The 5,611-nt window shown below is 48.3% G+C and carries 2 tRNA genes and 3 rRNA genes; all 5 read right to left on the bottom strand.

Annotated features, from left to right (window positions below):
• Positions 1-8 precede the first annotated feature (8 nt).
• A 5S ribosomal RNA gene (gene rrf, locus EI161_RS13120) occupies positions 9-123 on the bottom strand.
• A 116-nt stretch (positions 124-239) separates the two neighbouring features.
• Positions 240-3,099: ribosomal RNA gene (locus EI161_RS13115) — 23S ribosomal RNA — on the bottom strand.
• 318 nt (positions 3,100-3,417) lie between these two features.
• Positions 3,418-3,493, bottom strand: a tRNA-Ala gene (locus EI161_RS13110).
• A 10-nt stretch (positions 3,494-3,503) separates the two neighbouring features.
• A tRNA-Ile gene (locus tag EI161_RS13105) sits at positions 3,504-3,580 on the bottom strand.
• Positions 3,581-3,656: 76 nt separating this feature from the next.
• Positions 3,657-5,195 (bottom strand): 16S ribosomal RNA (locus EI161_RS13100).
• The 16S, 23S and 5S rRNA genes sit together here with 2 tRNA genes alongside, the layout of an rRNA operon.
• Between the last annotated feature and the right edge of the window lie 416 nt (positions 5,196-5,611).

Here is a 5,611-nt window from a genome sequence, read left to right as displayed (position 1 = left end):
GAATAGAGAGCTGACGATGACCTACTCTCACATGGCCGGAGCCACACTACCATTGGCGCGATGATGTTTCACTTCTGAGTTCGGTAAGGGATCAGGTGGTGCCATCATGCTATTGTCGTCAGCAAAGGGGGTTAGATATGAGTCTGTTTGGGTGACTTATCATCCTACTTGAGAGAATCAAGGTTATAGGTGATATCGAAATAATTGGCTGTCTTGATACAAAACCACTTGGGTGTTGTATGGTCAAGCCAAACGAGCAATTAGTACAGGTTAGCTACACACATCGCTGTGCTTCCACACCCTGCCTATCAACGTCCTAGTCTTGAACGGCTCTTTAGGGAAATCTAATCTTGAGGTGGGCTTCCCGCTTAGATGCTTTCAGCGGTTATCCCATCCGAACGTAGCTACCGGGCAATGCCATTGGCATGACAACCCGAACACCAGCGGTTCGTCCACTCTGGTCCTCTCGTACTAGGAGCAGATCCTCTCAAATTTCCAACGCCCACGGTAGATAGGGACCGAACTGTCTCACGACGTTCTAAACCCAGCTCGCGTACCTCTTTAAATGGCGAACAGCCATACCCTTAGGACCTGCTTCAGCCCTAGGATGAGATGAGCCGACATCGAGGTGCCAAACACCGCCGTCGATATGAACTCTTGGGCGGTATCAGCCTGTTATCCCCAGAGTACCTTTTATCCGTTGAGCGATGGCCCTTCCATACAGAACCACCGGATCACTAAGACCTACTTTCGTACCTGCTCGACTTGTGGGTCTCGCAGTTAAGCGCGCTTTTGCCTTTATACTCTATGAACGATTTCCGACCGTTCTGAGCGCACCTTCGTACTCCTCCGTTACTCTTTAGGAGGAGACCGCCCCAGTCAAACTACCCACCATACATTGTCCTCGGTATTGTTATACCTGAGTTAGAACCCCAACATGACCAGGGTGGTATTTCAAGATTGGCTCCACCAAGACTAGCGTCTCGGCTTCAAAGCCTCCCACCTATCCTGCACAAGTCAGGTCAAAGTTCAATGTAAAGCTGTAGTAAAGGTTCACGGGGTCTTTCCGTCTAGCCGCGGGTACACAGCATCTTCACTGCGATTTCGATTTCACTGAGTCTCTGCTGGAGACAGCGCTGCCATCATTATGTCATTCGTGCAGGTCGGAACTTACCCGACAAGGAATTTCGCTACCTTAGGACCGTTATAGTTACGGCCGCCGTTTACTGGGGCTTCGATCAAGAGCTTCGCTTACGCTAACCCCATCAATTAACCTTCCAGCACCGGGCAGACATCACACCCTATACGTCCACTTTCGTGTTTGCAGAGTGCTGTGTTTTTAATAAACAGTTGCAGCAGCCTGGTATCTGCGACTGCCAATAGCTTACGGAGCAAGTCCTTCACCATCAGCAGCGTACCTTCTCCCGAAGTTACGGTACCATTTTGCCTAGTTCCTTCAGCAGAGTTCTCTCAAGCGCCTTGGTATTCTCTACCTGATCACCTGTGTCGGTTTAGGGTACGATTCGTTTATGACTATTGCTTAGAAGCTTTTCCTGGAAGCATGGTATTTGCCACTTCGTCCTACAAGTAGGACTTGCTATCAGATCTCGGTATAAAACAGCCCGGATTTACCTAAGCTGTAAACCTACATCCTTCCACTCAGACAACCATCGCTGAGCTGGCATAACCTTCTCCGTCCCTCCATCGCATCATAAACAAGTATCAGAATATTAACTGATTTCCCATCGACTACGCCTTTCGGCCTCGCCTTAGGGGTCGACTCACCCAGCCCCGATTAACGTTGGACTGGAACCCTTGATCTTCCGGCGTGCGAGCTTTTCACTCGCATTATCGTTACTCACGTCAGCATTCGCTCTTGTGATACCTCCAGCACACTTTACAATGCACCTTCACAGGCTTACACAACGCTCCCCTACCACTTGAAAACAAATTCAAATCCGCAGCTTCGGCTCCTAGTTTGAGCCCCGTTACATCTTCCGCGCGGGCCGACTCGACTAGTGAGCTATTACGCTTTCTTTAAAGGATGGCTGCTTCTAAGCCAACCTCCTAGCTGTCTATGCCTTCCCACCTCGTTTCCCACTTAACTAGGAATTTGGGGCCTTAGCTGGCGGTCTGGGTTGTTTCCCTCTCCACAATGGACGTTAGCACCCACTGTGTGTCTCCCGGATATCACTCATCGGTATTCGGAGTTTGCATCGGTTTGGTAAGTCGGTATGACCCCCTAGCCGAAACAGTGCTCTACCCCCAATGGTGTTCGTCCGAGGCGCTACCTAAATAGCTTTCGGGGAGAACCAGCTATCACCGAGTTTGATTAGCCTTTCACCCCTATCCACAAGTCATCCCCTGGCTTTTCAACGACAGTGGGTTCGGTCCTCCGGTGCCTGTTACGGCACTTTCAACCTGCTCATGGATAGATCACTCGGTTTCGGGTCTATACCCTGCAACTAAACGCCCTATTAAGACTCGGTTTCCCTACGGCTCCCCTAAATGGTTAACCTTGCTACAGAATATAAGTCGCTGACCCATTATACAAAAGGTACGCGGTCACCCTAATAAATTAAGGCTCCCACTGCTTGTACGCACACGGTTTCAGGTTCTATTTCACTCCCCTCACAGGGGTTCTTTTCGCCTTTCCCTCACGGTACTGGTTCACTATCGGTCAGTCAGGAGTATTTAGCCTTGGAGGATGGTCCCCCCATCTTCAAACAGGATTTCTCGTGCCCCGCTCTACTTAATATGTTAACGCTAATGTTTCGAATACAGGACTATCACCTACTACGGTCAGCTTTCCCACGCTGTTCTTCTACATTAGCACTAATCGGCTTCTCCCCGTTCGCTCGCCGCTACTAGGGGAATCTCAATTGATGTCTCTTCCTAAGGGTACTGAGATGTTTCACTTCCCCTCGTTCGCTTCTTGTACAAGTACAAGATACCTAGCTTATGCTAGGTGGGTTTCCCCATTCAGAAATCTCCGGATCACAGGATATTGCCGCCTCCCCGAAGCTTATCGCAGGCTGTCACGTCTTTCATCGCCTCTGACTGCCAAGGCATCCACCATGTGCGCTTAATTACTTGACCATACAACCCCAAAGGGTCTTTGTCAGCAATTATAACGATATCACCTATGTTTACGCTTGATTCAGTTCTCTTTACTTTTTTAATAACTCACTACTGGGATAACAACTGATGTCGTTAAATAGTGAGTTATTAAGGTTAGGAACAACGCGTGAACACGTGTTCCTAACCCAGACTCATATCTATGTTTTTAAATAGTTCCTATGCTCTCGTCGAGTCATAAGTTCTGTATAAAACAGAAGTAAATAATCAGCAATGATCACTTAATTCTATTTGATACCTATCTATTTATTCGCACTTAAAGCTTACTACCGTCTATAGTGGTGGAGCCAAACGGAGTCGAACCGTTGACCTCCTGCGTGCAAGGCAGGCGCTCTACCAACTGAGCTATGGCCCCATGTAATAAATGGTGGGTCTAGGTGGACTTGAACCACCGACCCCCGCGTTATCAACACGGTGCTCTAACCAGCTGAGCTACAGACCCTAATACGTTCGTTATAAACGTAAGCTTAAACTAAAGAACAACTTGTTGTGAATTCTTGCTGACCGAATGCCATCTATAAGGAGGTGATCCAGCCGCAGGTTCCCCTACGGCTACCTTGTTACGACTTCACCCCAGTCATCAACCACACCGTGGTGAACGCCTCCCCGAAGGTTAAGCTATCCACTTCTGGTGCAATCAACTCCCATGGTGTGACGGGCGGTGTGTACAAGGCCCGGGAACGTATTCACCGCGGCATTCTGATCCGCGATTACTAGCGATTCCTACTTCATGGAGTCGAGTTGCAGACTCCAATCTGGACTACGATAGGCTTTTTGAGATTCGCATCACATCGCTGTGTAGCTGCCCTCTGTACCTACCATTGTAGCACGTGTGTAGCCCTGGTCGTAAGGGCCATGATGACTTGACGTCGTCCCCGCCTTCCTCCAGTTTGTCACTGGCAGTATCCTTAGAGTTCCCGGCTTAACCCGCTGGTAACTAAGGACAAGGGTTGCGCTCGTTACGGGACTTAACCCAACATCTCACGACACGAGCTGACGACAGCCATGCAGCACCTGTATTCTAATTCCCGAAGGCACTCCCGCATCTCTGCAGGATTCTAGATATGTCAAGACCAGGTAAGGTTCTTCGCGTTGCATCGAATTAAACCACATGCTCCACCGCTTGTGCGGGCCCCCGTCAATTCATTTGAGTTTTAACCTTGCGGCCGTACTCCCCAGGCGGTCTACTTATTGCGTTAGCTGCGTCACTAAGTCCTCAAGGGACCCAACGACTAGTAGACATCGTTTACGGCGTGGACTACCAGGGTATCTAATCCTGTTTGCTACCCACGCTTTCGAGCCTCAGTGTCAGTATGATGCCAGAAGGCTGCCTTCGCCATCGGTATTCCTCCAGATCTCTACGCATTTCACCGCTACACCTGGAATTCTACCTTCCTCTCACCTACTCTAGCTCAACAGTATCAGATGCAGTTCCCAGGTTAAGCCCGGGGATTTCACATCTGACTTATCAAGCCACCTACGCTCGCTTTACGCCCAGTAATTCCGATTAACGCTTGCACCCTCTGTATTACCGCGGCTGCTGGCACAGAGTTAGCCGGTGCTTATTCTGCAGCTAATGTCATCGTCCGTGGGTATTAATCACGGAGTCTTCTTCACTGCTTAAAGTGCTTTACAACCAAAAGGCCTTCTTCACACACGCGGCATGGCTGGATCAGGGTTGCCCCCATTGTCCAATATTCCCCACTGCTGCCTCCCGTAGGAGTCCGGGCCGTGTCTCAGTCCCGGTGTGGCTGATCATCCTCTCAGACCAGCTACAGATCGTCGCCATGGTAGGCCTTTACCCCACCATCTAGCTAATCCGACTTAGGCTCATCTAATAGCGAGAGCAGTAAACTGCCCCCTTTCTCCCGTAGGTCGTATGCGGTATTAATTCGAGTTTCCCCGAGCTATCCCCCACTACTAGGTAGATTCCTAAGTGTTACTCACCCGTCCGCCGCTCGACGCCTGATAGCAAGCTATCATCGTTTCCGCTCGACTTGCATGTGTTAAGCCTGCCGCCAGCGTTCAATCTGAGCCATGATCAAACTCTTCAGTTTAATCTTGCTATGAAGCTCTTTAAAGAAGCTTCTAAACTTGGCTCATCTAATCTGGCAAAATCGCTAAAAATTATGTTCGTAATGAATTAACTTTGAGTTTTTCTGCTGTCTTAAATGATAATTTTTATAGTTAGAATTGATTCCGAAAAGAAATCAAAACCAACTTTGTTTTTTAGCATTCTGAATCAGCAAAAATCCACACAAGTTGTTCTTTAGTTATGCTTTTAAATAGTGTCTCATCTCTGTCGTCCAGTAGATGATTTATCTGGTATTGCTTGTTGCTAGTCGGTTAAGTTATTAACTTATCCTATCTAGCGAGCCGACTATCATATCATAATGATTTGGTTTGTCAAGCTTTTTTATAATTTGTTTCAATGAGTTAGCTGGGTTATTAATATGTAATCTACATATTAGGT

The organism is Psychrobacter sp. FME5 (assembly GCF_014861375.1).
Classification (GTDB): Bacteria; Pseudomonadota; Gammaproteobacteria; order Pseudomonadales; family Moraxellaceae; genus Psychrobacter.
This window is presented reverse-complemented; position numbering and strand designations above follow the sequence as displayed.